The following is a 24,741-nucleotide window of genomic DNA, read 5'->3' on the forward strand; positions in this document are numbered from 1 at the left end:
GCATTGGATGTAATGCCTGCCGGAATGGCAACACCAGTAATTTCTGATTGATACGTCACCGCATATTGAAAGTAGAGGGCAAGATGAGCAACGAACTCGCAGGTCTGATCAAGGCCGATCTGGCAGCACTGAGCAATGACGCGCGCGCCCTGGGCGCCAGCATCGCGCCGGCCGCCCAGTTCGGCGCACCGGAACAATCCGGCTTCTCGTTTGCGCAAAGCATGAAAGACGCCATCGGCAAGGTCAACGGCGACGACCGCATGGCTGCACAAAAAATGAGCGACGTCGACAGCGGCAAGAGCGACGACATGGTCGGCGCCATGCTGGCCAGCCAGGAAGCGAGCCTTTCCTTTTCCATGTTGATGCAAGTGCGCAACAAGGTCATGGGCGCGGTCGACGAACTCATCAAACTGCCTCTGTAATCTTCACGTCCTGATCCACGCCCAGCCTCCCAGCGAAAGTTACCCCAAGTGATTACCACCATGAAGTCCGCATTTGCGCGCTGGCGCCCTGGCGCCCAGCCCGCCATCCCGCCCGCCCTGCTGAAAAACCTGGTTCCCATCGTCGTGCTGGCCATCGGCATCACCGCCATGGTGACCATGTATGCCTGGCGCGACCAGGCCAACTACAAGCCGGTGTTTGGCGCGCGCGAAAAAGTGGCCGTGACGGACATGATGGCCACCCTGGACGCCGAACACATCCCCTACCGTTTGCATCCGGACAGCGGCCAGGTGCTGGTGCCCGACGCCATGCTGGGCAAGGTACGCATGCTGCTCGCCTCGAAGGGCGTGACGGCGCAGTTGCCGGCCGGCCTGGAACTGATGGACAAGAATGACCCGCTGGGCGTATCGCAATTCGTGCAGGACGTGCGCTTCCGCCGCGGCCTGGAAGGCGAGCTGGCGCAAAGCATCATGACGATGGACGCGATCGCTTCGGCGCGCGTCCATCTGTCGATTGCCAAGTCGACGTCGTTCGTCGCCAGCGACGGCGACAAATCGTCGGCTTCCATCGTCGTGGCGCTGAAACCGGGCCGCACCCTGGCGCCGGAACAGATCGCCGCCGTCATCAACATGGTGGCCGGCAGCGTCGCCAGCCTGGCGCCCACGCGCGTGAGCCTGGTCGACCAGGGCGGCAACCTGCTGTCCTCGCACGTCGACCTGACGGACGGTTTCGATGCGTCGGCCGCCGGCAATGAAGGCGCGAAACGCTTTCAGGATGAAATCCGCCGCAACGTCACGGGCTTGCTCGGTCCCGTCATCGGCGAAGACAACTTCAAGCTCAGCGTGACGGCCGCCGTGAACAACGACCGCGTGGACGAAACGCTGGAAAAATACGGCGAAGCGCCGAAAGTGACGAGCGAAGCGATGCGCGAAGAGCAGGAACGCAACCGCACCGTGGCCGGCATTCCCGGCAGCCTGTCGAACCGTCCGCCAGCGGCCGCCGTGCCGGCACCGGCCGACGCCGCCGGCGCCGCGCCCGCCGATGGCGCGCCGAAGCCGTCCGACGACGGCACGGCCCGCAAGAACGCCACCACGCGCCAGTACGCGTATGACCGCAGCATCACGCAGATCAAGCGCAGCCGTGGCCGCCTGGAAAAACTCAGCGTCGCCGTCGTCCTCAACAGCGCCGCCGCACCGAACCCGAAAACGGGCTGGACACCAGCCGAACTGGGCAATATCGAAAAAATGCTCAACAGCGGCCTGGGCATCAACGCCCAGCGCGGCGACAGCCTGAGCCTGACGGCGCTGCCCTTCCCTGCCAAGCCGCCCGTGGCGCAGTGGTGGGAAGAGCGCGACACCGTCGTCGATTTCAGCAGCTGGCTGCTGTACGCCCTGGGCGCCGTGCTCGGCTACTTCCTGATCCTGCGTCCGCTGCTGCGCCTGCTGACCACGCGCCTGGCGCCGCCGGCACTGAAACAGCTCGATCCGGCCCTGGCGCTGGGCGGCAGCAACGCCGCCGCCGGCGCCAATGGCGTGACCGCCGCCGGCGCGCCGGCCTTGGGCGTGAATGGCAGCCCGCTGGCGCTCGAGGGCGAAGCCGCCGCCGGCAACGCCATGCCGGTCGTGCCGCTGCTGGAAAATTATGACTTGCCGCCACCAGGCTCGGCGGTCGACGTGATGGTCGACCACCTGAAAGTGCTGGCGGAAAAAGAACCCGAGCGTGTCGCCGAAGTCGTCAAACAATGGATGCAGAAAAATGGCCGAACTCAACAACAGTAATCCCTCCGACGGCGCCGAATACGAAAGCGCCAGCCTGAACCCAGTGGAACAGGCCGCCATCGTGCTGCTGAGCATAGGCGAAGAACAGGCCGCCAATGTGCTGCGCTGCCTGTCGCGCGAAGAATTGCTGGAAGTCACGCAAGTGATGTCGCGCATGAGCGGCATCAAGGTCGAATCCGTGAAAACGGCCATGCAGACCTTCTTCGACGACTACCGCCAGCAAAGCGGCGTGCACGGCGCCTCGCGCAGCTACCTGAAGCGCTCGCTGGACATGGCGCTGGGCAGCGATATCGCAAATAGCGTGCTCAACAACATTTACGGCGACGCCATCCGCCCCAAAATGGCGCGCCTGCAATGGGCCTCGCCAAAATGGCTGGCCGAATACATCGTCAACGAGCACGTGCAGATGCAAGCCGTGTTCCTGGCCTTCCTGCCGCCCGCGCTGGCCGGCCAGATCCTCGACGCCCTGCCCGCCGAAGGCCGCGACCTGGTCTTGCTGAACCTGGCGCGCCTGGACGAGATCGACCGCGACCTGCTGGTCGAGCTCGACGAACTGGTGGGCCGCTGCCTGGGCGCGCTCGACACGCAAAGCACCAGCGTCGAAGGCATCCGCCAGGCGGCCGAGATTCTCAACCGCATGCCGGGCAACCGCGCCGCGCTGGTCGAACTGCTGCGCGCGCACGACCCGGACGTCGTATCGGAAATCGAACTGAGCATGTACGACTTCCTGATCCTGGCCACGCAGAGCGATGTCACGCTCACGCGCATCCTGGAAGACGTGCCGATGGAACAGTGGGCGATTGCACTGAAGGGCGCGGAACCGTCGATCCGCGACGCCGTGCTGAAAACCATGCCGCGCCGCCAGGCGCAGAGTTTCGAAGACATGATGCGCCGCTCCGGCCCCGTGCCCCTGTCGCGCATCGAACAGACGCGTCAGGAAATCATGGCCACCGTCAAAGGCCTCGCCGATGCGGGCGAGATCGAAGTGCAACTGTTTGCCGAAGCGGTGATCGAATGAAACACTTCCGCTCGTATCGTTTCCCGCCGCTGTCGCAATTCATCGCCGCCGGCCAGCGTGCCTCCAACGAGGACACGGATGGCCAGTGGCAGGCGTCCGTCTCGGAAGGTTTCGAGCAGGGCCAGCGCGACGGCTACGAAGTGGGCCTGGTGCAAGGCCAGCAGGATGGCTACGACGCCGGGCGCAGCGACGGCATGGCGCAGGGCCGCGAAGAAGGCCGCAATGAAACGCTGGTGGCGCTGGACCGCCTGGCGCGCCCCGTCGATGCCATCCTGCGCGACCTGAAGAAAGTGCGCGCCGATTATCGCGAAGCGCAGCGCAAGGAAGTGGTCGACCTGGTGGCCAAGGTGGCGCGCCAGGTGATCCGCGCGGAACTGGCGCTGCAGCCGGTGCAATTGCTGGCCCTGGTCGACGAGACCCTGGCCTCAATGCCGCCCACGCGCGAGGAAATCGACGTCTTCCTCAATCCGGAAGAACTCAAACGCATCAGCGAACTCGATCCGAAGCGCGCCAAGCGCTGGAACCTGATCGCCGACGCCCGCCTCGACGCGGGCGAATGCCGCATCAAGGCCGGCGACAATGAAGTCGACGCGGGCTGCCATCAGCGCCTGTCGGCCTGCATGGAGCAGGTCAGCAGCCACCTGGCGCTGGCCGCCGAACACGCAGACCACGGCGCGCCTGCATGATTGCCGACACGCTGCGCAGCTTCGAGATCGGCGACATCCCGGTCGCGACACCCACCGGCCGCCTGGTCGGCGCCTCCGGCCTGCTGCTGGAAAGCGCCGGCTGCCGCCTGCACACGGGCCAGCGTTGTCAAATTGAAACAGTCAATGGCGAATGGCTCGATGCGCAAGTCGTCGGCTTCCGCGAAAAACTGTCGTATTTAATGCCGTTCAAGAAGGCGACGGGCCTGACCACGGGCGCCAGGGTCCTGCCCCTGCCCGACAAGGCCAGCCTGCAGATCGGCCCGTCGTGGCTGGGCCGCATGGTCAATGGCCTGGGCGAGCCGATCGACGACCTGGGCCGCCTCGGCGGCGAACACATCCTGGAAGTGACGCCGCCGAAAATCAATCCCCTGAAGAAACAACCGGTGGTCGAGCCGCTGGACGTGGGCGTGCGGGCGATTAACAGCATGCTGACCCTGGGCAAGGGCCAGCGCGTGGGCCTGATGGCCGGCTCCGGCGTGGGCAAGAGCGTGCTGCTGGGCCTGATCACGCGCCAGACGGTGGCCGATGTCGTCGTCGTCGGCCTGATCGGCGAGCGGGGCCGCGAGGTACGCGAATTCGTCGAAAAGTCGCTGGGCGCCGAAGGCTTGAAAAAAGCCGTGCTGGTGATCGCGCCAGCCGACGAATCGCCCTTGATGCGCATCATGGCAACCGAACTGTGCCATTCAATCGCCGCCCATTACCGCGACCAGGGCAAGCACGTGCTGCTGCTGGTCGATTCGCTCACGCGCTATGCGATGGCCTTGCGCGAAGTGGCGCTGGCCTTGGGCGAACCGCCGGCCACGCGCGGCTACCCGCCGTCCGTGTTTTCGAACCTGCCGCAACTGGTGGAAAGCGCCGGCAACGGCGCCCACCCTGACGGCAGCATGAGCGCCATCTACACGGTGCTGGCCGAAGGCGACGACCAGCAGGACCCCGTGGTCGATACGGCGCGCGCGATTCTCGACGGCCACATCGTACTCACGCGCGAACTGGCCGAGCGGGGCCACTACCCCGCCATCGATATCGCCGCCTCGATCAGCCGCTGCATGGCGCAGGTGATCACGCCCTCCCACATGCAGGCGGCGCGCGCGCTGAAAGCGTCGATGGCGCGCCATGCGCGCGTGCGCGACCTGATCCCGCTGGGCGCCTACGTGCCGGGCGCCGACCCGATCACCGACCGCGCCGTGCAGCTGCACGCGCCCATCGAAGCCTTTCTGTGCCAGGGCACCAAGGAAGAGGCGCCGATGGGGCCGTGCATCGAACAACTTGAACAGATCATGGCCTAGGAGCATACGTGAGCGACGCGCATACCATCCGCAACCTGACCACCCTGGTCGGCCTGCGCAGCACCGAAGTGGAACGCCTGCAAGGCGAAATGGCGGCGCAGACGGCCGTGCGCGAGCGCTACCAGAAAAACCTGGAGCGCCTGACGGGTCTGTACACGGATAGCGGCCCCAGCGGCGCCCTGCCCCTGGCCCTGTCCGTCAATTGCGGCAACTTCAAGCAAGCCGTCATGCAGATGGCCGACCAGCACCGTACCGACCTGCATTTGCACGAGGCCAACATGGCCGTCTCGCAACGCGCGCTCAATACGGCCTGGGCCAAGCGCGAAGTATTGGACCAGGTGCTGACGCAAAAACAAAAACATGTTGCAAATGAGCAACAACGTGTCGATGCCAAGCGGCAAGACGAGCTGGCGACGCAATTCTGGTTCCGCGGACAGGTAAAATGAGGTTGGTGTAAGTTTCTTTCAGGAAAACTTCACAAAACGGGAATGGGGGTCGCCTTGTACCGGTATATCCCTTTATTCAGGAGTCTGGCATGGCAAACGTAATTACTGCACCGCAATACGATCCGCTCGTCACTGCAAAAAACCTGGCTACCAAGTCGGTCGCGGCGCAGCAGGACAAATTGACTAAGCAAACCGCACTGGCCAACACCACGGCCGCGGCGCTGAACAACCTGAAGCTGGCCATGAGCGCCTTCCAAAGTACGATGACGACCATGAGCAGCAGCAGCAAGTCGCTGCTGAGCCAGTCCGCCACCTTCAGCAATACCGCCTATGGCAGCGGCACGGCCGATGCCACGGCAGTTGCCGGCAGCTATTCCTTTTTCGTACAGCAACTGGCCACAGCCAGCCAGACTTCGTACAGCGGCCTCGCCAGCAGCCCCGCCGCCGGCAGCGGCACGCTGGCCGTGCGGATCGGCGATCCGCTGGCCCCCGTCACCGCAGACAACAGCTTTGACATCGACCTGAGTGCCGCCGACAAGGATGCCGACGGCAACCTGACGCCGCAGGAAATCGCCGCCGCCATCAATGGCAATAGCAAGAACAATTCGCGCGTGACGGCTTCCATCGTCACCATCGGCAACCAGGCGCAGCTGGTATTGACATCGAACCTGACGGGCAAGGAAAACGCCGTCACGCTGGACGCGTCGAGCGTGACGAATACCGCGCTGACCAAGGCCCTGGTGACGGACGCGGCCACCAACATCAAGGAAGTCGTCAAGGCGCAGGACGCCATCGTCTGGCTGGGCGCAAAGGACACCGGCACGCAAATCACGCAGGCGTCGAATACCTTTACCAACGTGACGGGCGTGAAAATGACCTTCACCAAGGCCATGAACACGGGCGACGCGCCCGTGACGGTCACGGTGGCAACCGACAGCGGCGGCACGGCAACCAATGTGCAGGCATTCGTCGATGCCTACAACAAGCTGAAAAGCGTGCTGGACGGCCTGGCCAGTTCCGGCGACCCGGACAAGAACGTCGCGGCCGGCATCTTTGCCCACGATTCCGGCCTGAACGCCCTGCGCAGCAATTTGAACAATCTGCTGCGCCAAAGCGTCGGCGGCGTCTCGCTGGTCTCCTACGGCGTGACCGCCAACCGCGACGGCACGCTGAGCCTGAATACGGCCAAGCTGACCGCCAAGCTGGCATCGAACCCTGGCGACCTGGACAAGTTGTTTGGCAACAACAGCCTGTCGGCCCCATCGGGCGTGTTAGGCGGCCTGGACAAGGCGTTGGGCCAATGGAGCAATATCACCAAGGGCCAACTGGTGCAGCGTCTCGATGCGAATACCAGCTTGCAGAAGTCGCTGAGCAAAAGCACCGACCTGCTGACGAGCCAGTACAACACGGCCTACAAGCGTTTCCTGGATCAATATACGCGCCTGCAAGTCATGCAGGAACAGATGTACAAGACGGTCGACATGTTCGACGCCATGTTTGGCAACGACAAATCCTAAGGCGAGCGTGCCTGCCGCGCCGCCGCAAGTTTAGACAGTGAGAAATAAGACATGTTAAACAATGAAGCTTACGGCAACTACCATGCCGTCAACCTGGATGCCCAGACCGCCCGCGCCACGCCGGTCGAGCTGGTACTGGTGCTGACGGACGGCCTGCTGGAAGAACTGGCGCGCGCGCGCGGGCATATCGTAGGCAAGCGCTACGAGCAAAAGGCCATCAGCCTGGATAAATGCACGCAGATCATCAACGGTCTGTCGAGCTCGCTCGATTTCGACAATGGCGGCGAAGTGGTCGTCAACCTGGCCCGCCTGTACGACTATTGCGTGGCGCGCCTGTACACGGCCGGCATCAAGCTCGACCCGACCCTGATCGACGAAGTGACGACCCTGATGACCACCATCAAGCGCGGCTGGGTGGGCGTCCAGGCCAACAATGCCTAGGCGCGGCATCCTGCAACAGCTGAACCGGCAATTGAGCGCCGCCATCGCGCAAGCGGATTGGGAAGCAATGGGAAAACTGTCCGCCAGCCTGGCGAAAAACATCCCCCTGCTGGCCGAACGGGGCGCATGGAGTGCGCTGGAACAAACAGAATTGTTGCAATTGCGCAAAAATCACGCGCAAGCGGTTAAAATTTGCTCTGAGGAAAAAGAACGCCTGGGTCAACACCTGGGTGCATTACAGGCAAATAAGGAAGGTTGGGTCGCCTACGCCGCGCTCGGCGAATACGACTCGGACGGGAATCAAGCATGATCATGAACTTCAACACGGCGCCGGCCGCTCCGGCACCGGCGCCCCCTGCGGCAGCTGCACCAGCACCGGCGGCAGCGCCGTCACAGGCCGCCGCCTTGCCCGGCACACCAGGCTATGCCGCTACTGGCGCCGTGCCCTCCGCCCTGCCCCTGTTTGCGCAGGTGCTTGACGTGACGGGCGTGGAAACGGCCGACGCCGACACGCCCGCTCCCGCGAAGGAGAGCGACAGCGACAACCAGGCCGACAGCAGCCTGCCGGCCATGGCCGCCCCCGTTATCGGCTTGCCGGTGACCATGCTGCCGCCAACGGACGCGGCCGCAGCCGAGGCGCGTGCCGCCGCCCACGCGCAAGTACAGACACAAGCGCAGACACAGGTGCAGGCGAATGCGGCGCAAGCCAATCCGGCACTCAACATCAGCCTGCATCCGTCGGCGGTCACCCTAAACGCACCGGCAACGGCGCCAGCGCCAGGCCGCGACACGCGCGAGCCGCTGGCCGCCGCCAACCCGGCGACGGCCGCCAAGGGCGGCGCGCCGGCACAGCCGTTCGAATCGCTGCTGCAGCAAAGCGCTCCGGCAACCGCCGTCGCCGCGCCTGCCGTTGCCGCGCGCGAAGGCGAACGTGGCGCCGCGACGCCGGCACCGGCCACGCCCAACCTGGGCCTGACGGGCGCGGTCGGCAATACGGCCACAGCGGCCCCGGCCGGCGACACCATCAAGCTCAACGGCCCAGCCCAGCAATGGCAGGAACCGCTGCGCGAAGCGCTGGGCGAGCGCCTGCAGACGCAGATCGGCCGCAACAGCGAACACGCGACGATCCGCCTCGAGCCGCCCATGCTGGGACGCATTGAAATTTCCATCCGCCATACGGCCGGCGCGCTGCAGGTGAACGTCACGGCGTCGAATTCGGAAGTGTTGCGCCAGTTGCAAGGCATCGGCGAGAACATGCGCAGCGACCTGGCGCAGCGCCAGTACACCGACGTGGCCGTCAATATCAGCGCCACCCCGCGCAGCCCCGCTGCCCAGGCGTTCGCCGAAGGCGATGCGCGCGGCCAGCGTCAGCCGGGCCGCCAGCAGGACGACGCCGAGCCGGGACGCGCCCTGTCCGACGGCAGCACCGCCGCTACCACATACGCCAGCCACGAGCGAGAGACCGCCTGATGAATATGAAAATGAAACTGATAGCCGGCTTTGTCGGCGTGGCCGTGCTGGCCGCCGGCGCCGCTGGCGGCGCCATCTGGTATTTGGCCAAGCCGGTCGCCGGCCATGCCGATGTCGCCGAAGCGAAAGCCCCGCCACCGCCCGCTACGGGCAAGAAGGCGCGCAAGTTCCTCACGCTGGACAAAGTCATCGTGATGTTGCGCCGCGGCCCCGGCGAAGGCGAAACGCATTACCTGTCGGCCGACCTGGTGATCGCCACCACCGAGGAAAAGGAAAAGCTGACCAAGGATCACTTGCCGCTGATGCGCTCGATCGCCGTCAGCACCCTGTCGAGTTTTCCGCTGGACAAGGCGCAGACCATGACCGTGGAACAATATGCCGAGCAGATCAACAAAGCCTTCAATGTCAGCTACGAGCGTGAACAGATGGAAAAACCGTTCACCGAAGTCATGGTCGGCAAGCTGATCATTGAATAAGCCAACACGCCAGCCGACCTAGTGGGAGATCCCTTGGCCTATGTAGAGCAATACCAGGAAGCGTATGGCGCCGGCGAATATGCCGCCGCCAGCGCTTGCGCGGCCGTGCTCAGCGTTGCTGAAGAGCAACAACATCTGGTGGCGTACTCCCCTTTGGTGAAACGCATCGTGCGCCAGCTCAATTCGCAGGTGTCGGGCGCCATCGACCGCGACGACATGGAACAGATCGGCCTGATGGGCCTGCTCGAAGCCTTGCGCCGCTACGGCGTGCCGGACCAGTCTTTCGGCAGCTATGCCAGCCTGCGCATCCGTGGCGCCATCCTCGATGAACTGCGACGCCAGGACTGGCGCCCGCGCGCCGTGCGCCAGGAAAGCCACCGTCTGCGCGACAGCGTGCGCGCCCTGACCCGCCGCCTCGGACGCGAGCCGCTGGACGCGGAAATCATGGCCGCGCTGAAGCTGACGCCCGAAGCTTTCCAGGAATACCAGTTGGCGGAAAACGCCGAGCTGATCGCCAGTTTCGATGAAGTGCTGCAGGAAAGCCTGGGGCAGGCCGACAGCGCACCGAGTCCGGAAGAGCAATTGATGGTGCGGCGCAGCCTGGAGCAGGCGTTGCGCGCGCTCGATGAACGCGAGCAGCGCGTGATCCAGATGTATTACGAATTCGAACTGAGCTACAAGGAAATAGCCGCCGTACTGGACCTGAGCGACGCCCGCGTCTGCCAGCTCAACAAGACGGCGCTGGGCAAGATGAAAGCCATGCTGCAAGACGCATAAGTTTCAGCACTATCCATCAAATTGACGCAGCACAATGACGCAGAAAGGCAGTTGACATGGTAATTATCGGTATCTTAATCGTGATGGGGTGTGTATTCGGAGGCTTCGCCCTGATGGGCGGCACCGTCCACGCGATCTGGCAACCGGTCGAGTTGATCATCATCATCGGCGCCGCCGTCGGCGCCCTGGTGCTGGGCAACCCGAAGCATGTACTCGGTGAAATGCTGCACCAGATGCGCAAGATCGTCACGCACAAGAAGCAAGGCTCGGAATTCCAGCGCCAGTTGCTGCTGCTGATGTATGAACTGCTGCAAACGGCCGCCGGCGGCCTGAAGGCGCTGGACGCCCACGTCGAGGCGCCGCGCGAAAGCGCCCTGTTCCAGCGCTATCCGCTGGTGCTGGAAGAGCCGAAGCTGCTGGCCTTTATCGTCGACAACTTCCGTTTGATGGCGATGGGCAAGATCAACGCGCATGAACTCGAAGGCGTGCTGGAGCAGGAACTCGAAGCCATCCACGACGAATTGCTGCAGCCGTCGAAGTCCCTGCACAAGATCGCCGAAGCCATGCCCGGCTTCGGTATTCTGGCCGCCGTGCTCGGCATCGTGATGGCCATGAATTCCGTGGCCGACGGCGCGGACGCGGCGGAAATTTCGGAAAAAGTGGGCGCTGCCATGGTCGGTACCTTCATCGGCATCTTCTTTTGCTACGGCGTGCTCGATCCGATGTGCAACATGATGAAACAGCTGGTGGGCGAGGAAGGCTCGACCATGGAATGCGTGAAGGTCGTGCTGGTCACGCACGTGGCGGGCAAACCGCCGCTGCTGGCCATCGATGCGGGCCGCCGCCTGGTGCAGCTGAACATCAAACCGAGCTTCGCCCAGCTGGAAAGCTGGATCAATGCGCTGGAAGATGGCGGCGCCGAACAAGAGCAAGGCCAAGGCCGGGGAGGCCGCCGTGCTAAAGCCGCATGAGAAACATGAACAGGCCATCATCAAGCGTGCCGGCCGCAAGCATGACGACGATGGCCATGGCGGCGCCTGGAAAGTAGCGTTCGCCGACTTTTGCCTGGCCCTGCTGTCGCTGTTCCTCGTGCTGTGGCTGATGGCCGCGCGCGAGCAGCAGGCGATGAAGGAAATCATGATGGACGCGTCGGCAGGCAGCCGCCAGGGCGAAGGCCAGGGCGTCATGCCGGAACAGAAAGGCGGCCCGCGCGGCAGCCTGATCGAGCGCTTCCCCATGCCCCGCAAGGGCACCGGCGACACGCGCACGGAAGGCAAGCAAACGCAGGACGGCAAGGCTGGCGCGGCGCCGCAAAACCAGACCAAGGTCAGCTACCAGTCGCCGGAAGATTTGCTGTCCCTGTCGCGCGCGCTCGACAAGCTCAGCGACGAGGCGGGACTGAAGAGCAACCTGCAATCGGTGATCACGCCATACGGCTTGCGCGTCATGCTGCACGATACGGACAAGCAAGGCATGTTCGTGCGCGGCAGCGCCGTGCCGACCGACCGTTTCCGCAAGCTGCTGCGCCAGATGGGGCCCGTGTTTGCGCAAATGGAGAACCAGATGCTGATCGTCGGCCATACGGACTCGATGCAATACGCCAATACCGGCTATGAAGGCTTCTCGAACTGGACCCTGTCGGCCAACCGCGCCATGTCGGCGCGCGCGCAATTGCTGATCGGCAGCATGAGTCCGGACAGCGTGCTGCAAGTGGTCGGCATGGCCGACCGCGCGCCGCTGGACGTGAAAAATGCCAGCGCCGGCATCAACCGCCGCATCGAACTGTTAATATTGACGCGTGGCCAGGCCGACAGCATCGCCGCCATGTTCGGCATGGCCGGACAAAAGCCGCAAGGCGACGAGCTGCAGGTGGGTGAACCGGACTCCGGCACCCTGCAGCGCCTGCGCGAAAAACTGGGCCTGCCCGCAAAGAAAGATCGGGAAGAGCATGCAAATTAAGGGCAAGGGACAACGTATGAAAATCTCCTCCGGCAACACCGGTGCTGCCGTGCGCAGCAGCGCCGTCGCGCCGGCCGAGGCGATCGCCGAAAACGCGGGCGCCGCCGGCGCCATGGGCGGCTCGTCGGCCGGGGCGGAACTGCAATCGGCCGTGCTGCAGCCGGCCATGGCCGCCCTGCGCGCCATGCCCGAGATCGACCATGAAAGAGTGGCCATGCTGCGCGATGCGCTGGCCAAGGGCGAGTTGCCGTTCGATCCATCGAAACTGGCGGGCCTGATCCAGCGTTTCCACGGCGGCGAATCGTGACCGCGCCGCGCAAGGGCATCACGCGCCAGGAAGCCGTGCGCCGCGTGCTGCAAGGCATGACGGACGACCGCGCCGGCTATGCCGCGCTGCAAACCTTATTGGAAGAGCAATTTCAGGCCACCTTGCACCACCAGAGCACCCGGCTGACGGCGCTGGCCGACCAGGTCGTCGCCGCCGTCGAGCCACTCGACGCACGCCGCCGCCAGCGTGTCAGTCTCGTCACCGCCCTGCTGGGCCCGCAAGGCGACATGCCCCAATTGTTTGCGCTGTTGCAAGAAGACGCGCGTGCCACCGCCCAGCGCGACTGGGCCGCGCTCGAGCAGATGGTGCTCGAATGCAAGCGCCTGAATGCCCGCAACAGCGATTTATTAACAGAGCAGTACAGCATCATGCAGCGCGTGCTGCATGGCGAGGAAGATACGTATGCGCCAGGCTGATTTCCTGACCACCCGCGCCACGGCGGCGACGCCATCGACGGCGGCGACCCATGCCGTGCAGAGCAATATGCGCGCCACCGAATCCACGGCCTCCAGCGGCGGCTTTGGCAGCGTGTTCCGGCAAGTACAGGGCGAAGTGGCCCGCTTCATCGAACAGGGCGGCGGCAACGCCACCAACCTGAGCCCGCAAGGACGCGCCTACCTGGAGCAAAGCCAGCCCGTCAATGTGCTGGGCGCCATCAGCCAGGGCGGCGAGATCGGCGAAACGCAGCAGCAATTCCTCGCCTCGATCAAGCCATGGACGGAAGAAACGGGCGCGCGCCTGGGCGTGGCGCCGGAAATCGTCGCCGCCCACGCGGCGCTGGAATCGGGCTGGGGCCAGCGTCCGCTGCGCCAGGACACGGGCGCGGACACCAATAATCTGTTCGGCATCAAGGCCGGCGGCAAATGGCAGGGCGACGTGGCCAGCAACCTGACGACCGAATACGAGGCCGGCAGCGGCACGGCGCTGAAGAAAACCGAGCGCTTCCGCAGCTACCCGGACCAGGCCAGCGCCTTCCGCGACTATGCGCAAGTATTGCTCGACAATCCACGCTACCGCGCCGCCCTCAACACGGGCGCCGACGCGGGCGCCTTCGCGCAGGGTTTGGCGCGCGGCGGCTATGCCACCGACCCCAACTATGCCGCCAAGCTGACGCAGCTGGCGACACGTCTGCAGCGCACGGCCGCCGCCGAGTAAGTTCCCTTTAACGGCCGGGAAGTTCGGCCGGCTCCACCACGCCCGCATCGACCACCCTGGCGCGTATCACCGTGCCGCTGGTGGCGTTGCGCACGCGGATCAGTTCGCCAAGCGCGCCCGGATCCATCGCTTCGCCGGCCATGCTCACTTCCACCTGCTCCTTGCGCGCCACGATGTTGACCGCACTGCCCCGCTTGATCAGCACGGGCGAGGCCAGCTGTCCCTGGCGCAGCACTTCGCCGGCACGCAAACTGCGCCGGCTCGACAGGCCAATCGCGCCAGGCAAGGCAGAAATACTGTCCGGCACCATCGTCACGTCGCGCCGCGCCAGCACCACGTCACCCGATTGCAACGGCGTATTGGCCGTGACGGGGGCGCTGGTGACGGCCACTTGCGCCGTGATGCTGCCGCGCGCCAGCATTTCGTAACGCCATCCGTTGCTTCCAGGACACACTGCGACAAAGCGCATGCGCTGCGCCGAGCGGCTGTCCGCCGTTTCCAGCGCAACGGGCGCGGCGCACGCCGGCATGGGGCGCGTGCTTTTCACGACGGTCACCTGAAACTGGGGTTCCAGCAGTCCCGCCGTGGCCGCCTGCTGTGTCAATTGCTCGCGAGCTAGCTGTTCCACACGTGAAAATATATTGTCGGCTGGCAATTCTGCGCGACCTGCACTACTATATAGGCTGGTCAGTAAAAATAGGCTTGGCAGCAGTATGTGACGACATTGCGCCTTGTTCCACATCACGGAATAGTTCTCAAAGTAAATCATTGCTAACCTTAATCAAAGATACTGAAGCGGCATGACCTTACCATGCGTCAACATGACTTGGCTGGGATTTTACCTCTGCACCACTTATTTTCTGGACCAAACCGCAAAAAGCACGATCGAATTCAACACAAAGGATGACCATGGGGATTAATTTCAAGGATGCGCTGGGCGTGCATGCCGATGCACTCGCACTGCGTGCCGACCGTACACGCGTGCTGGCGGCCAACATCGCCAATGAAAACACGCCCGGCTTCCAGGCCATGGACATGGATTTCGGCAGCGCCCTGCAACAATTGCAGGATAACGAGGCCGGCCTGCTGTCGACCGATGACGATGCCAGTGCCCTGTACCGCGTACCCTACCACCCCAGCCGCGACGGCAATACCGTCGAAATCGGCGTCGAGCAGGCGGCGTTCTCGCAGAATGCCACCGACTTCCAGACCAGCCTCACTTTCGTCAACATGAAACTGAAGGGTCTGTCCAAGGCCATTTCCGGACAATAAGGATCAGCATGAGCTTCCAGGATATTTCCAAGATCGCCGGTTCGGCGATGGCGGCGCAGACCGTGCGCCTCAATACCATCGCCAGCAACCTGGCCAATGCCGATTCCGTTGCCGGTTCCGAAGGCGAAACCTATCGCGCGCGCAAACCCGTGTTTGCGGCCGTGATGGATGGCCCGGGCGCCAGCGGCGCCGGCGGACGCGTTCAGGTGCTCGACGTGGTGCAAAGCGATGAGCCGCTGCGCAAGGTGTATGAACCGGGCCACCCGATGGCCAATGCCGACGGCATGGTGTTCTACCCCAACGTCAACCAGGTAGCCGAGATGACCGACATGATGTCGGCCTCGCGCGCGTTTGAAACCAATGTCGAAGTTCTGGGCCGCATCAAGTCGATGCAGCAATCGCTCCTCAAATTAGGTGAAGCATAATCCATGGAAACCAATCTCTTTACAAACAACACCAGCGGCAGCGGCAGCAACAACAATGCCGTCAAATCGCAAAACAATGCCACCCAGGATATGTTCACCAAGTTGCTGGTCGCGCAGATCAAGAACCAGGATCCCCTGGCGCCGACCGATCCGAGCCAGTTCGTCAATCAATTGACGCAGCAGGCGCAGACGGAAGCGATGCAAAACCTGTCGACGCTGACCAGCGCCAATGCCAGCGTGCTGCAATCGATGCAGGTGCTGGCCCTGGGCGCGCAGGTAGGCTCCGAAGTCATGGTCAACAGCGAAACGGTGCAGCTCGACAAGAGCAAGGTCAGCGGCAGCATCGCGCTGGCGGCCGGCACCACCAAGACCACCGTGACCCTGAAAGGCATCGACGACAAGGAATACAAGATCGAACTGGGCGCCAAGTCGGCCGGCACGGTGCCGTTCACCATCGATCCCGTCGCCTTGGGTTTGCCTGCAGGCACGTACACCATGGCGGTCACCACCAATGGCACCGAAAAACCATCGGTCGACATCGCGGGCAAGCTCAATAGCGTGCGCCTGTCGTCCGGCGGCAGCATGATTTTGAGCGTGTCGAACCTGGGCGAAGTCAACCCTGGCGCGATCACCGGCTTCAACGGCAAGACGGCCTGATCCGCTCGCCCCTTCGTTTCCTGAACACTAATCTCGTCCTTCACTAAAGGAAGTCAACATGAGTTTCGACATCGCCCTGTCCGGTATCCAGTCCATCAACCAACAGTTGAACAGCACCAGTAACAATATCGCCAATGCCGGCACCTACGGCTTCAAGAGCAGCCGCGCCAACTTTTCGGCCATGTATGCCGGTTCGCGCGCCACGGGCACGGAAATCGGCTCGATCACGCAAAGCATGTCGCTCACTGGCGGCGTGCTGAACACGGGCCGCGCGCTCGACGCGGCCATCGACGGCCGCGGCTTTTTCGTCGCGCGCGATGCGCAAAACACCATGAGCTACAGCCGGGTCGGCATCTTTTCGGCCAGCAGCGATGGCAAGCTGATCGACTCGAACGGCCGCCTGGTACAGGGCTATGCCGCCGTCAAAGGCAGCACCACCCTGGGCACCATGGGCGACATGAACATTCCGACGGGCCAGATTCCCGCCGTGGCATCGACCAAGCTGGCATATGCCGCCAACATGTCGTCCGAATGGACCATCAAGGCTGTGCCTTTCAACAAGACCAACGAACTGAGCTACAACAGCGCCAAGTCCTCGATCGTCTACGATTCGCTGGGCGCCAAGCACTCGCTGGGCCAGTACTTCGTCAAGACGGCGACGGGCGTGGACGTGCACTACACCTTTGACAACGCCGATGTGACGCCGGTGACGAGCATGACCTTCGACACGAACGGCAAGCTGGTGACCGGAACGACCGCCACGCCGGTGTTCCCGACGCCGCCTGGCGCCGCAGCGCTGTCGATCGCCATCGACTACACGGGCACGACCCAGTTCGCCGGTGAAGCGACCACCTCGACCGACCGCGCCGACGGCTATGCCTCGGGCACCTACACGGGCGTGGAACTGGCCGACGACGGCTCCGTCGTGGCGAAATACACGAACGGCCAGAAGCAAAGCATCGGCGTGATCGCCCTGGCCACCTTCCCTGACGAAGGCGGGCTGACGGCCGTCAACGATACCAGCTGGGTCGCCTCGACCACCTCCGGCACCGCCATCTATGACCGTCCGGGCGTCGGCATGGCCGGCAAACTGGTGACGAGCTCGCTGGAACAGTCGAACGTCGACATCACCTCCGAACTGGTGGGCCTGATGACGTCGCAGCGCAACTACCAGGCGAACTCGAAGGTCATCTCGACCGAGAACGCCATGCTGCAATCGCTGATGCAAGCGCTGTAATCCACGATACGCAAAGGTAAAAAGCAATGGATGCGCTGATTTATACCGCCATGAGCGGGGCCGACCGTGCCCTGCGGGCACAGCAGGTACACGCCAACAACCTGGCCAATATCGAGACGGGCGGCTTTCGCGCCAACCTGGAAGTGTCCACTGCCCAGCCGCTGCAAAACGGCTATGGCTACGACGACCGCCACATGACGCAGACGCAGTCGAGCGCCGTCGGCACGCGCACGGGCGCCATCAAGGAAACGGGACGCGAACTCGACGTGGCCGTCACGGGCCCCGGCTTTCTCGCTGTGCAATGGCAAAACGGTGAAGCCTACACGCGCGCCGGCGCCATGGACCTCGATGAAACGGGCGCGCTGACCATCAACGGCCGGCCCGTGCTGGGCGAAGGCGGTCCGATCACGATTCCCGAGCACACCAGCCTGTCGATCGGCGCCGATGGCACGATTTCCATCCAGGTGCCAGGAACGGCGCAAATGCAGACCGTCGACAAGCTCAAGCTGGTCAATGCGGAATCGGGCGAGTTGACGAAGAACGAGGCGGGCCTGATCGTGGCACGCAGCGGCGAAGACTTGCAGGCCGACCCGGCGGTGCGCCTGCGCGACCGTCACCTGGAAGGCAGCAACGTGTCGGCCGTCGAGGAAATGGTCGCCACCATGAGCCTGAACCGCAGTTTCGAAATGCAAATGAAAATTTTCAAGGCCAGCGACGCGATGACCGAGTCCGGCAACCGCCTGCTGGGCGCCTGAGCCCAACGCCAACCAATTACCAGGAGTAAATCATGAATCCAGCAATGTGGATCAGCAAGACCGGCGTGCAGGCACAAGACGCCAAGCTGCAAGCCATCGCGAACAACCTGGCCAACGTCAATACCGTTGGCTTCAAGCGCGACCGCGTCGTCTTTGAAGACCTGTTTTACCAGGTCGAGCAGCAGCCGGGCACGCAGCGCGCCGACAATACCCTGTCGCCATCGGGCGTGCAGCTGGGTAACGGTACGCACATGGTCGGCACGCAAAAGGTGTTTACCACCGGCAGCCTGCAAACGACGAGCCGCGAATTCGACGTCGCCATCACCGGCAACGGCTTCCTGCAAGTGCTGCGCCCGAACGGCGAAGCGGCCTACACGCGCGCCGGCCAGCTCGGCATCAATGAAAACGGCGTGATGGTCAATGCCCAGGGCTTGCCGCTGGTGCCGCAGATCACCGTGCCGAACAATGCGACGGCGATCACCATCGGTGAAAACGGCATGGTCACGGCCACCGTGCCGGGCAATGTCAACGGCACCCAGCTGGGCCAGCTGAACCTGACCAGCTTCGTCAACCCGACGGGCCTGCTGGCACTGGGCGAAAACCTGTTCCAGGAAACGGCATCGAGCGGCACGCCGACGGAAGGCCGTCCCGGCGAAGGCGCACTGGGCAAGCTGAAACAGTTCGCGCTGGAAGGCTCGAACGTGCAGGTGGTCGAAGAGATGGTCGACATGATCGCTGCCCAGCGCACCTATGAAATGAACACCAAGGTGCTGTCGGCCGCCGACAATATGCTGCAATACCTGGCGCAAGCGGCACGCTGATGACAATCGCCATGAAAGCCACGGCAGCCATGCTGCTGGTGTTGATGGCCGGTTGCGCCAGCCAGCCGGCCGCGCCGGTGGCGCCCAGCTTTTCCGATACGCCGCTGCCCGTGGCGCCGCGCAGCGCTGCGCGCGGCGGCGTGGGCGGCGGCGTTTTCAATCCCGACGCGGGCCTGGACCTGATTTCGGACAGCCGCGCCTTCCGCGTCGGCGACGTCGTCACGGTGGCCCTGCAGGAAACCACGCAGGCGAGCAAGAAGGCCGGCACCTCGTTCAACAAGGGTTCGTCCGTCGGCGTGAATGCGGCCAACATCCTCGGCAAGACCTTCCCAAAGACGGGCATCGACCTGTCGGCCGACCGCAACTTCGCCGGCGACTCGACCAGCACGCAGCAAAATGCGCTGTCCGGCGCCATCACCGTGATCGTGCAGGAAGTGCTGCCGAACGGCTTGCTGCGCGTGCAGGGCGAGAAAACGCTGACCCTGAACCAGGGCGAGGAATTCGTGCGCCTGCGCGGCTACCTGCGCGCGGCCGACATCGATTCGAACAACCAGGTCTCGTCCCTGCGCATCGCCAATGCACAGATCGCCTATTCCGGCCAGGGCACCCTGGCCGAAGCCAATACACCAGGCTGGCTGACGCGCTTCTTCGTCGGCCCATGGATGCCGTTTTAAGGTGAGCTCATGAAATTTCGTTCCGCCCTGCCCCTGGCAGCCATGCTGGCCGCGCTCTCCGGCTTTGCCCTGCCCGCCAGCGCCGCGCAAGTGCTGCGCAACCTGGTCAGTATCGAGGGCGTGCGCGACAACCCGCTGGTCGGCTACGGCCTCGTCGTGGGCCTGAACGGCAGCGGCGACACCACCCAGGTGAAGTTTTCCAGCCAGTCCGTGGTCAACATGCTCAAGCAATTCGGCGTGAAGATGCCCGACGGCGCCGAAGCAAAAAGCAAGAACGTCGCCACCGTCATGGTCAGTGCCGTGTTTCCCCCAGGATACCGCCGTGGCCAGGCCATCGATGTCACCGTCTCGTCCCTGGGTGATGCGAAGAGCTTGCGCGGCGGCACCTTGTTGCTGACGCAATTGCGTGCGGCCGACAACGAAACGTATGCGCTGGCACAAGGCAACGTCGTCGTCGGCGGCTTGAACGCCACCGGCAAGAGCGGCTCGTCCGTCACCGTCAACACGCCGACCTCGGGCCGCATTCCCAACGGCGCCAACATCGAACGCGAAATCCTCAGCGATTTCTCGACCAAGCCGACCGTCACCCTGAACTTGCGCCACCCGCATTTCGAGACGGCCATCAATATCGTCGAAGCCGTCAACCGCCGCTTTGGCGCCGTCGCCACCACGCGCGACGCCACCAGCGTGGAAGTACTGGCGCCGGAAAACCCGACCCAGCGCGTGGCCTTCATGGCCAAGCTCGAAGCGCTCTCCGTCGATGTCGGCGTCGATACGCCGAAAGTGGTCTTCAATTCGCGCACCGGCACCGTGGTCATCGCCGAAGGCTTGCGCGTCAAGGCGGCCGCCGTCACGCACGGCTCGCTCAAGGTCGTCATTTCCGAAAGTTCGGCCGTCAGCCAGCCGGCGCCGTTCGGCCGCGGCCAGACCACCGTTACGCCGCAGTCGAAAGTGTCCGTCGACCAGGGCAATGGCAATATGTTCAAATGGCCGGCCGGTGCCAAGCTGCAGTCGATTATCGACGTGGTCAACAGCCTGGGCGCCTCGCCCGATGACATCATGGCAATTCTGCAAGCCCTGGACCAAGCAGGGGCCATCGAAGGCGAACTGGTGGTCATATGATGAATATCAACGACAGCAGCGGCGCCCTGCCCTCGGCGCTCGACGACAAGACGCCCGCCGCGGCCACGCCGGCCGATCCCCGTTATGCGGCCAAGGCCACCGAGGCGGCCGTCAAGTTCGAAGCCTTCTTCATCTCGCACATGCTGCGCCAGATGCGTTCGGGCACGCGCGAGATGGCGGGCGAAGACAGCGTCTTCAAGGACCCGGTCAACAGCGACATGCTGGAAATGGCTGATAACCTGGTGGCCGACAAGATGGCCGGCCAGCGCGCCTTCGGCATCGCCGACGCCATCCTGCGCCAGCTGCTGCCGCCCGCCGGCGCCCCGGTGACAGCCCGTGGCGCTGTCAAGACCGACAATATTGCGGCGCCGCTTAATAAATCCGTCTGAAGCGTCGCCTGTACAAGGTAACAACGATTCAGTGCCTGCCCACCCGCACGCGCCACACTCTTCACGAAAGAAACTTGCCCAATGAGCATCATCAGCAATGCATTGTCAGGCAGCATCGCCGCCCAGGCCGCACTCAATGCGGCCAGCCAGAACATCGCCAACTTGCAAACGGCGGGCTATACGCGCCAGGGTGTGCTGCTGTCATCGCTTGGCGCCACCGCCGGCGTGCGTTCGGCCGGCAATGGCGTGGAAGTGTCCGCCTTGCTGCGTTTTGCCGATGCTTATAAGAGCCAGCAAATGTGGCGTGCCGCGTCCGACCAGGGCGCCCGCTCGCAGACCCAGCCTTACCTGACCCAGCTCGAGCGCGTGATGGGCGACGATGCGTCGAGCATCAGCAATGGCATCGACGGTTTCTTCAAGGCCCTGAACGCGGCCGCCGTCGACCCGACGTCGACGCCGCTGCGCCAGCAGATCGTCACTTCCGCCGATGCCATGGCGCAGCGCTTCAACAGCATCAGCACCGTCATGGGCAACCAATTGCTGTCGGTCCAGCAACAACGGGCGGCGATTGTGCCGCAAGCCAATACCACCCTGGCCAATATCGCCGCGTTGAACCAGCGTATCAGCACCTCCACGGCGTCGGGCACGAACGTGTCGTCGCTGATGGATGCGCGCGACCAGCTGATCGATGGCCTGGCCTCGCAAATGGGCATCGAGGTGCTCGACCAGCCAGACGGCTCGCGCAATGTCTCGCTGAAGTCGGGCCAGCCGCTGGTCATCGGCAGCCTGGCCGGCACCCTGAGCAGCACCATGACGAACACGGGCGACCAGACGCTGAGCCTCGATTTCGCCAAGTCCTCGTACACGCTCGATCTGGTCGCCATCGGCGGCCAGATGGGCGGCCTGGGCGAGTTCGAAAAAAATACCCTGAAACCGCTGCAGCAGTCGCTGCAGGACATGGCCACCCAGTTGACCAGCAAGGTCAACGCGCAACTGGCGCTGGGAACAACCATGGCCGGCACGGCCGGCGGTCCCCTGCTGGCCTACGCGAACGGCAAGCTGAGCATTACCCCTGGCTTCAACGCCAAGGACCTGGCCCTGTCGCTGACGGGCCAGGCCGGCGACAGCGGCAACTTGCAGAAATTGATCGACATCAAGAATCAACCGATCAACGTCAGCTGGGTGGGTTCCGTCCTGATGAGCGACGCGGACACGCAGCTGGTCGGCAAGCTGGCGATCTACAGCCAGCAGAACCAGGCCTTGCTGAAGACGGCCAGCACGGTGCGCGCGCAAGCGATCGACGACTGGAAATCCACGAGCGGCGTGAACAAGGACGAAGAAGCGATGAACCTGGTCGAATTTCAGAATATGTACCAGGCAAACATGAAAGTCATTTCCGTGGCGAATACCTTGTTTGACGCCACTTTGCAAATGATGGGTTAAGGAGAAGATCATGCGTGTTGCCAGTAGCCAGTACCAATCGCTGATTAATATTTCTCTTCAGCAAAATCAAGAACGCATCAATTACCTGACCCAACAGATGGCGTCGGGCTTGCGCATCCAGCTGCCGTCGGATGACCCGATCGGCAACGTGCGCATTTCGCGCCTGACGCGCGAGCAGGCCATGGTCACCCAGTACCAGGACAATATCGCCACAGTCAAAGTGCGCCTGCTGAAAAACGAAAACTACCTGTCGAGCATGGTTACCGACATGGGCCAGGCGCGCGACCTGCTCGTGTGGGCGGCCGACGGCAGCAACGCCCCCGACGACCTGAATGCGATGACGCAATCGCTGGTCGCCATGCGCGACAGCGTGCTGTACACGGCCAACCTGAAGGACCAGGAAGGCCGCTACATGTTTTCCGGCACCGCCACCGACCAGCCGGCGATCAAGTACGACGCGACGGCGGCTGCCGGCTCGCGCTACAGCTACATCGGCAATACCGACACGCAGACCGTGGTGGTGGGCAATGGCGTGACGCAGGCGGCCAACGTCGACGTGAAGAATCTGGAAGTATGGCTCAACAAGATCGACCAGGTCATCACCACCCTCGGCACGCCGGGCGTCAGCCCGAACGACCCGGCCGTGCGGGCCGTGGTGGGCGCAGGCCTGAATGGCACGGACGACGGCATGGATCTGCTCTCGGGCAAGATCGCCATCTTCGGCGGCGCGCAGAACATTCTGTCCACCTTGTCCGGCAACCTGGCCAATGTCTCACTGTCGAACGATTCGGCCCTGCTGGACCTGAAAAAGACCGACATGGGTGCGGCGGCCATCGAACTGACCGGCTACCAGACAGCCCTGCAGGCAACATACAAGGCATACGCCAAGGTTGGCACCATTTCCCTGTTTGATCTTCTCTGACCATCATGCAAATCGTTCAGACTCCCTCCTCTTCCGGCGTCAATGCCAAAGGCGCCGGCACAGCCCGCGTCGTTGATGACGCGTCCGCCGCCATCAACGGCAGCGCCAGCGCGCGCAGCGATGCGCCGGCGGCGAAGAGGTCGACGGCGAGCCTGCAACGCGGCCTGAGCAACTGGGATCACCAGCTGCAGGGGGAGATTTCCAACGCGCAGCAAACGCTCGACTACCTGGAACGCAGCAGCAGCCAGTTGCAAGCGCTGAAAAGCGAGCTGGCGGCCAAGCTGGCCGCGCGCCAAGGCCGCGAAGGGCAAGTCGAAGCGAGAGTACGCCAGTTCAGCAATACCTGGCGCCAGCGCGCCAGCGCCTCGGGCGGCACGCTCGACGCACAACTCAGCTATACCAGCCCGCGCGCGGCACAGCAAAACTTCAGCATCCGCGGCCTGACCATGGCCAGCCTGCAGGAAGGCCCGCAGGAAGTGCTGGCGTTTTCCGTCGGCGGCGCGAACCAGGCATTGCGCTCGGTCAATATCGAACCTGGCCTGAGCGCGAACGAAATCGTCTCGCGCTTCGACCGCGCCTTGATGCCATCGGGTATCGGCGTCAAACTGGGCGAGAATGGCGAACTGGTGTTCAGCACGTCGGAAGCGGCCTGGGCCAACGTGCGCGACAGCCTGTCCGTACGCGGCAGCGGCATCCGCTATCCGACCGGCCAGATGAGCCGCGTGCGCACGGATGCGGAACCGGCCGCCATCGCGCCGGAAGAATGGCATACCGGCGACGTGGAAGCCCTGCGCGCCACCTTGCAGCAAGTGGTGCAGGCGCTGGCGCAGTTGCAGGCGGCGCGCAGCTCCGTCAGCCTGGCCCTGGCGCAAGCGACGGGACGAGTTGCCCGAGCGCAACCGGTGCAGGTGCACGTCAGTATGGATACCCTGGCGGAAAACTTCACGCAAAAGGCCAGCGAGCCCGGCTATGAATCGCTGCTGGCGATCAGCTCGGCATTGGTCGGCATCAGCCGCGAGAGAGTCGTCGCCCTGCTGGGCCTCGAATAATCGCTCCCCGCGCGTGCGCCGCCCTGGCGCACGCGGCAATAATGGGGCACGCCCCCTAGCTCAGGACGGTGGAAATCCGTAGGCTCTGTCCCCGACAAATAGGGGAAGTTCAGGAATCTTCCCCAGCCCCGGCTGTCTGACTGTATATATCAGACAAACGGGAGCCTTTCATGCAG

Annotated in this window: 30 protein-coding genes; 29 read left to right on the forward strand and 1 reads right to left on the reverse strand. The window is 63.6% G+C overall.

Annotated features, from left to right (window positions below):
* Positions 1 to 83 precede the first annotated feature (83 nt).
* The 17 genes from fliE (at position 84) to AC1Q6X_RS04665 (ending at position 13,799) form a co-directional block, all read left to right on the forward strand.
* Positions 84 to 422 (forward strand): flagellar hook-basal body complex protein FliE, encoded by a 339-nt coding sequence (gene fliE, locus AC1Q6X_RS04585; RefSeq protein ID WP_034787870.1) that lies wholly within the window; start codon positions 84 to 86, stop codon positions 420 to 422.
* A 60-nt stretch (positions 423 to 482) separates the two neighbouring features.
* Positions 483 to 2,219: a flagellar basal-body MS-ring/collar protein FliF gene (fliF, locus tag AC1Q6X_RS04590; protein WP_121669191.1), complete on the forward strand. Its 1,737-nt coding sequence runs from the start codon at positions 483 to 485 to the stop codon at positions 2,217 to 2,219.
* Positions 2,197 to 3,237: a flagellar motor switch protein FliG gene (locus AC1Q6X_RS04595; protein ID WP_070289073.1), complete on the forward strand. Its 1,041-nt coding sequence runs from the start codon at positions 2,197 to 2,199 to the stop codon at positions 3,235 to 3,237. The genes fliF and AC1Q6X_RS04595 overlap by 23 nt, the downstream gene beginning before the upstream one ends.
* Positions 3,234 to 3,923 carry a flagellar assembly protein FliH gene (gene fliH, locus AC1Q6X_RS04600; protein WP_070219799.1) on the forward strand — a complete coding sequence of 230 codons (690 nt, stop codon included), beginning with the start codon at positions 3,234 to 3,236 and terminating at the stop codon, positions 3,921 to 3,923. The genes AC1Q6X_RS04595 and fliH overlap by 4 nt, the downstream gene beginning before the upstream one ends.
* Positions 3,920 to 5,230, forward strand: coding sequence for a flagellar protein export ATPase FliI (fliI, locus tag AC1Q6X_RS04605; protein WP_492495384.1), 1,311 nt, complete (start codon positions 3,920 to 3,922; stop codon positions 5,228 to 5,230). Before fliH ends, fliI begins: the two co-directional genes overlap by 4 nt.
* An 8-nt stretch (positions 5,231 to 5,238) precedes the next feature.
* Positions 5,239 to 5,676, forward strand: a complete 438-nt coding sequence (locus tag AC1Q6X_RS04610; RefSeq protein ID WP_070289072.1) for a flagellar export protein FliJ — start codon at positions 5,239 to 5,241, stop codon at positions 5,674 to 5,676.
* A gap of 89 nt (positions 5,677 to 5,765) precedes the next feature.
* A complete protein-coding gene (gene fliD, locus AC1Q6X_RS04615) occupies positions 5,766 to 7,193 on the forward strand; it encodes a flagellar filament capping protein FliD (protein WP_070219793.1) in 1,428 nt (475 codons plus the stop codon).
* A 51-nt stretch (positions 7,194 to 7,244) separates the two neighbouring features.
* The gene (gene fliS / locus AC1Q6X_RS04620; RefSeq protein WP_070219791.1) at positions 7,245 to 7,634 is read left to right on the forward strand and encodes a flagellar export chaperone FliS; all 390 of its coding nucleotides are present in this window, start codon (positions 7,245 to 7,247) and stop codon (positions 7,632 to 7,634) included.
* Between the two features lie 31 nt (positions 7,635 to 7,665).
* The gene (locus AC1Q6X_RS04625) at positions 7,666 to 7,944 is read left to right on the forward strand and encodes a hypothetical protein (RefSeq protein ID WP_227742152.1); all 279 of its coding nucleotides are present in this window, start codon (positions 7,666 to 7,668) and stop codon (positions 7,942 to 7,944) included.
* The gene (locus tag AC1Q6X_RS04630) at positions 7,941 to 9,104 is read left to right on the forward strand and encodes a flagellar hook-length control protein FliK (RefSeq protein ID WP_492495387.1); all 1,164 of its coding nucleotides are present in this window, start codon (positions 7,941 to 7,943) and stop codon (positions 9,102 to 9,104) included. Before AC1Q6X_RS04625 ends, AC1Q6X_RS04630 begins: the two co-directional genes overlap by 4 nt.
* Positions 9,105 to 9,115: 11 nt before the next feature.
* Positions 9,116 to 9,580: a flagellar basal body-associated FliL family protein gene (locus tag AC1Q6X_RS04635; protein ID WP_306798497.1), complete on the forward strand. Its 465-nt coding sequence runs from the start codon at positions 9,116 to 9,118 to the stop codon at positions 9,578 to 9,580.
* Positions 9,581 to 9,613: 33 nt separating this feature from the next.
* Positions 9,614 to 10,357, forward strand: coding sequence for a FliA/WhiG family RNA polymerase sigma factor (locus tag AC1Q6X_RS04640; protein WP_046684903.1), 744 nt, complete (start codon positions 9,614 to 9,616; stop codon positions 10,355 to 10,357).
* A gap of 56 nt (positions 10,358 to 10,413) precedes the next feature.
* Entirely contained in the window at positions 10,414 to 11,328 is a 915-nt protein-coding gene (gene motA, locus AC1Q6X_RS04645; RefSeq protein WP_034757817.1) for a flagellar motor stator protein MotA, read from the forward strand.
* Positions 11,255 to 12,316, forward strand: a complete 1,062-nt coding sequence (locus AC1Q6X_RS04650; protein WP_070219910.1) for a flagellar motor protein MotB — start codon at positions 11,255 to 11,257, stop codon at positions 12,314 to 12,316. Before motA ends, AC1Q6X_RS04650 begins: the two co-directional genes overlap by 74 nt.
* 16 nt (positions 12,317 to 12,332) lie before the next feature.
* Complete coding sequence (gene flgM / locus AC1Q6X_RS04655) at positions 12,333 to 12,623, forward strand: flagellar biosynthesis anti-sigma factor FlgM (RefSeq protein ID WP_034757812.1); 291 nt, start codon at positions 12,333 to 12,335, stop codon at positions 12,621 to 12,623.
* Positions 12,620 to 13,060, forward strand: a complete 441-nt coding sequence (gene flgN, locus AC1Q6X_RS04660) for a flagellar export chaperone FlgN (RefSeq protein WP_083287147.1) — start codon at positions 12,620 to 12,622, stop codon at positions 13,058 to 13,060. Before flgM ends, flgN begins: the two co-directional genes overlap by 4 nt.
* Positions 13,047 to 13,799, forward strand: coding sequence for a glycoside hydrolase family 73 protein (locus AC1Q6X_RS04665; protein ID WP_492495390.1), 753 nt, complete (start codon positions 13,047 to 13,049; stop codon positions 13,797 to 13,799). Before flgN ends, AC1Q6X_RS04665 begins: the two co-directional genes overlap by 14 nt.
* 7 nt (positions 13,800 to 13,806) lie before the next feature.
* On the opposite strand, the gene flgA is transcribed toward AC1Q6X_RS04665, so the two are convergent.
* Positions 13,807 to 14,427, reverse strand: a complete 621-nt coding sequence (gene flgA, locus AC1Q6X_RS04670) for a flagellar basal body P-ring formation chaperone FlgA (RefSeq protein WP_227742151.1) — start codon at positions 14,425 to 14,427, stop codon at positions 13,807 to 13,809.
* Positions 14,428 to 14,708: 281 nt separating this feature from the next.
* Here flgA and flgB point away from each other — a divergent pair, with 281 nt between their 5' ends.
* From flgB to AC1Q6X_RS04730, 12 genes are all read left to right on the forward strand, one after another.
* The gene (gene flgB / locus AC1Q6X_RS04675) at positions 14,709 to 15,071 is read left to right on the forward strand and encodes a flagellar basal body rod protein FlgB (RefSeq protein ID WP_034758109.1); all 363 of its coding nucleotides are present in this window, start codon (positions 14,709 to 14,711) and stop codon (positions 15,069 to 15,071) included.
* An 8-nt stretch (positions 15,072 to 15,079) separates the two neighbouring features.
* Positions 15,080 to 15,496, forward strand: a complete 417-nt coding sequence (gene flgC, locus AC1Q6X_RS04680) for a flagellar basal body rod protein FlgC (RefSeq protein WP_034757795.1) — start codon at positions 15,080 to 15,082, stop codon at positions 15,494 to 15,496.
* Positions 15,497 to 15,499: 3 nt separating this feature from the next.
* On the forward strand, positions 15,500 to 16,153 hold the full coding sequence (locus AC1Q6X_RS04685; RefSeq protein WP_070219904.1) for a flagellar hook capping FlgD N-terminal domain-containing protein: 654 nt from the start codon (positions 15,500 to 15,502) through the stop codon (positions 16,151 to 16,153).
* A gap of 58 nt (positions 16,154 to 16,211) precedes the next feature.
* Complete coding sequence (locus AC1Q6X_RS04690) at positions 16,212 to 17,390, forward strand: flagellar hook protein FlgE (protein ID WP_070310097.1); 1,179 nt, start codon at positions 16,212 to 16,214, stop codon at positions 17,388 to 17,390.
* A gap of 26 nt (positions 17,391 to 17,416) precedes the next feature.
* Positions 17,417 to 18,145, forward strand: a complete 729-nt coding sequence (locus tag AC1Q6X_RS04695; protein WP_070219896.1) for a flagellar basal body rod protein FlgF — start codon at positions 17,417 to 17,419, stop codon at positions 18,143 to 18,145.
* A gap of 32 nt (positions 18,146 to 18,177) precedes the next feature.
* Positions 18,178 to 18,966, forward strand: a complete 789-nt coding sequence (gene flgG, locus AC1Q6X_RS04700) for a flagellar basal-body rod protein FlgG (protein ID WP_170909686.1) — start codon at positions 18,178 to 18,180, stop codon at positions 18,964 to 18,966.
* An 11-nt stretch (positions 18,967 to 18,977) separates the two neighbouring features.
* The gene (gene flgH, locus AC1Q6X_RS04705; protein ID WP_046685514.1) at positions 18,978 to 19,640 is read left to right on the forward strand and encodes a flagellar basal body L-ring protein FlgH; all 663 of its coding nucleotides are present in this window, start codon (positions 18,978 to 18,980) and stop codon (positions 19,638 to 19,640) included.
* A gap of 9 nt (positions 19,641 to 19,649) precedes the next feature.
* A complete protein-coding gene (locus tag AC1Q6X_RS04710) occupies positions 19,650 to 20,762 on the forward strand; it encodes a flagellar basal body P-ring protein FlgI (protein WP_070219890.1) in 1,113 nt (370 codons plus the stop codon).
* Positions 20,759 to 21,151, forward strand: a complete 393-nt coding sequence (locus tag AC1Q6X_RS04715; RefSeq protein WP_373633016.1) for a flagellar biosynthesis protein FlgJ — start codon at positions 20,759 to 20,761, stop codon at positions 21,149 to 21,151. The genes AC1Q6X_RS04710 and AC1Q6X_RS04715 overlap by 4 nt, the downstream gene beginning before the upstream one ends.
* 81 nt (positions 21,152 to 21,232) lie before the next feature.
* The gene (gene flgK, locus AC1Q6X_RS04720) at positions 21,233 to 22,594 is read left to right on the forward strand and encodes a flagellar hook-associated protein FlgK (RefSeq protein ID WP_070219888.1); all 1,362 of its coding nucleotides are present in this window, start codon (positions 21,233 to 21,235) and stop codon (positions 22,592 to 22,594) included.
* A gap of 10 nt (positions 22,595 to 22,604) precedes the next feature.
* Positions 22,605 to 23,516: a flagellar hook-associated protein FlgL gene (flgL, locus tag AC1Q6X_RS04725; RefSeq protein ID WP_070219886.1), complete on the forward strand. Its 912-nt coding sequence runs from the start codon at positions 22,605 to 22,607 to the stop codon at positions 23,514 to 23,516.
* A 5-nt stretch (positions 23,517 to 23,521) separates the two neighbouring features.
* The gene (locus AC1Q6X_RS04730) at positions 23,522 to 24,565 is read left to right on the forward strand and encodes a hypothetical protein (protein WP_070219884.1); all 1,044 of its coding nucleotides are present in this window, start codon (positions 23,522 to 23,524) and stop codon (positions 24,563 to 24,565) included.
* The last annotated feature ends 176 nt before the right edge of the window (positions 24,566 to 24,741 follow it).

Source organism: Janthinobacterium sp. GW823-FHT06H09, assembly GCF_058794735.1.

Coding starts and splice junctions, on each gene's coding strand:
- AC1Q6X_RS04635 (WP_306798497.1), top strand. CDS start 9,116: ATGAAACTGATAGCCGGCTTTGTCGGCGTGGCCGTGCTGGCCGCCGGC.
- fliH (WP_070219799.1), top strand. CDS start 3,234: ATGAAACACTTCCGCTCGTATCGTTTCCCGCCGCTGTCGCAATTCATC.
- fliS (WP_070219791.1), top strand. CDS start 7,245: ATGTTAAACAATGAAGCTTACGGCAACTACCATGCCGTCAACCTGGAT.
- flgG (WP_170909686.1), top strand. CDS start 18,178: ATGAATCCAGCAATGTGGATCAGCAAGACCGGCGTGCAGGCACAAGAC.
- AC1Q6X_RS04690 (WP_070310097.1), top strand. CDS start 16,212: ATGAGTTTCGACATCGCCCTGTCCGGTATCCAGTCCATCAACCAACAG.
- AC1Q6X_RS04665 (WP_492495390.1), top strand. CDS start 13,047: ATGCGCCAGGCTGATTTCCTGACCACCCGCGCCACGGCGGCGACGCCA.
- flgM (WP_034757812.1), top strand. CDS start 12,333: ATGAAAATCTCCTCCGGCAACACCGGTGCTGCCGTGCGCAGCAGCGCC.
- AC1Q6X_RS04685 (WP_070219904.1), top strand. CDS start 15,500: ATGGAAACCAATCTCTTTACAAACAACACCAGCGGCAGCGGCAGCAAC.
- AC1Q6X_RS04630 (WP_492495387.1), top strand. CDS start 7,941: ATGATCATGAACTTCAACACGGCGCCGGCCGCTCCGGCACCGGCGCCC.
- flgC (WP_034757795.1), top strand. CDS start 15,080: ATGAGCTTCCAGGATATTTCCAAGATCGCCGGTTCGGCGATGGCGGCG.
- flgB (WP_034758109.1), top strand. CDS start 14,709: ATGGGGATTAATTTCAAGGATGCGCTGGGCGTGCATGCCGATGCACTC.
- AC1Q6X_RS04695 (WP_070219896.1), top strand. CDS start 17,417: ATGGATGCGCTGATTTATACCGCCATGAGCGGGGCCGACCGTGCCCTG.
- AC1Q6X_RS04710 (WP_070219890.1), top strand. CDS start 19,650: ATGAAATTTCGTTCCGCCCTGCCCCTGGCAGCCATGCTGGCCGCGCTC.
- fliF (WP_121669191.1), top strand. CDS start 483: ATGAAGTCCGCATTTGCGCGCTGGCGCCCTGGCGCCCAGCCCGCCATC.
- AC1Q6X_RS04730 (WP_070219884.1), top strand. CDS start 23,522: ATGCAAATCGTTCAGACTCCCTCCTCTTCCGGCGTCAATGCCAAAGGC.
- AC1Q6X_RS04650 (WP_070219910.1), top strand. CDS start 11,255: ATGCGCTGGAAGATGGCGGCGCCGAACAAGAGCAAGGCCAAGGCCGGG.
- AC1Q6X_RS04715 (WP_373633016.1), top strand. CDS start 20,759: ATGATGAATATCAACGACAGCAGCGGCGCCCTGCCCTCGGCGCTCGAC.
- flgL (WP_070219886.1), top strand. CDS start 22,605: ATGCGTGTTGCCAGTAGCCAGTACCAATCGCTGATTAATATTTCTCTT.
- fliD (WP_070219793.1), top strand. CDS start 5,766: ATGGCAAACGTAATTACTGCACCGCAATACGATCCGCTCGTCACTGCA.
- motA (WP_034757817.1), top strand. CDS start 10,414: ATGGTAATTATCGGTATCTTAATCGTGATGGGGTGTGTATTCGGAGGC.
- flgH (WP_046685514.1), top strand. CDS start 18,978: ATGAAAGCCACGGCAGCCATGCTGCTGGTGTTGATGGCCGGTTGCGCC.
- fliI (WP_492495384.1), top strand. CDS start 3,920: ATGATTGCCGACACGCTGCGCAGCTTCGAGATCGGCGACATCCCGGTC.
- fliE (WP_034787870.1), top strand. CDS start 84: ATGAGCAACGAACTCGCAGGTCTGATCAAGGCCGATCTGGCAGCACTG.
- flgK (WP_070219888.1), top strand. CDS start 21,233: ATGAGCATCATCAGCAATGCATTGTCAGGCAGCATCGCCGCCCAGGCC.
- AC1Q6X_RS04595 (WP_070289073.1), top strand. CDS start 2,197: ATGGCCGAACTCAACAACAGTAATCCCTCCGACGGCGCCGAATACGAA.